1 protein-coding gene is annotated in these 1161 nt (G+C 65.2%); it reads left to right on the top strand.

Annotated features, from left to right (window positions below; genetic code table 11):
• Positions 1–39: 39 nt before the first annotated feature.
• The gene (locus ACIOJE_RS41295; protein WP_400783856.1) at positions 40–1161 is read left to right on the top strand and encodes an IS630 family transposase; all 1122 of its coding nucleotides are present in this window, start codon (positions 40–42) and stop codon (positions 1159–1161) included.

Below are 1161 nucleotides of genomic sequence, written 5' to 3'. Positions count from 1 at the left end.
GCTAGTGTCCTGCGCCGCTAGTTCGTCGTTAGTTGTCATGTGACTTCTACTGCTGGTGGGTCTGTTCCTCGTCGAGGTCCGAAACTGGAGGCGTTGCTCCTCTCCGACGAGGAGCAGGCAGCGTTGGAACGGTGGACTCGTAGGGCGACGTCATCGCAGGCGCTGGCCCTTCGGTCGCGGATCGTGCTGGCCTGCGCCGGCCCTGATGCGCCACCGATCGTAGGTGTCGCACGGGAGTTGGGAGTCGCGGCGGACACGGTCCGCAAGTGGCGGCGACGGTTCCTGGCCGATCGGTTGGACGGCCTGCTCGACGAGCCGCGTCCGGGCCGGCCTCCGACGATCTCGGTGGAGGAGGTGGAGGCCGTGGTCGTGGCGACCCTTGAGGAGATCCCGAGGAACGCCACGCACTGGTCGCGCCGCTCGATGGCCGACCGCAGCGGCCTGTCCAGGTCCACCGTCGGGCGCATCTGGCGGAAGTTCCAGCTCAAGCCCCATCTGACCAGCACGTTCAAGCTGTCGACCGATCCGCTGTTCGTGGAGAAGGTCTACGACGTGGTGGGCCTGTACTTCAACCCGCCCGAGGGTGCGGTGGTGCTCTCGGTGGACGAGAAGTCCCAGATCCAGGCCCTGGATCGGTCCCAGCCGGTGCTGCCGATAATGCCTGGCATGCCCGAGCGTCGTAGCCACGACTACGTGCGCAACGGACTGACCACCCTGTTCGCCGCCTTCGACGTCAGCAGCGGCAAGGTCATCAGCTCCCTGCACCGCCGCCACCGGGCCCAGGAGTTCAAGAAGTTCCTCATCAAGATCGACAAGGAGGTCCCCGAAGACCTGGAAGTCCACCTGATCTGCGACAACTACGGCACTCACAAGACCCCCGCGATCCGGGCCTGGCTGGAGCGGCATCCGCGCTTCCACCTGCACTTCACCCCGACCAGTTCCTCGTGGATCAACCAGGTCGAGCGGTGGTTCGGCTTCCTGAGCGACCAGATGATCCGACGCGGCGCCCACAAGAACGTGCAGGCTCTCGAAGCCGACATCCGCGCGTGGGTCAAGGACTGGAACGAGAACCCCAAGCCGTTCACCTGGACCAAGACCGCCGAAGAGATCCTGGACTCCCTCGCCCGCTTCTGCCAACGAATCTCTGGCGCAGGACACTAG

It is taken from the genome of Kitasatospora sp. NPDC087861, assembly GCF_044742585.1.
Lineage (GTDB): Bacteria > Actinomycetota > Actinomycetes > Streptomycetales > Streptomycetaceae > Kitasatospora.
Note: the sequence above shows the minus strand (reverse complement) of the source record. Positions and strands in the feature narration are given on the sequence as shown.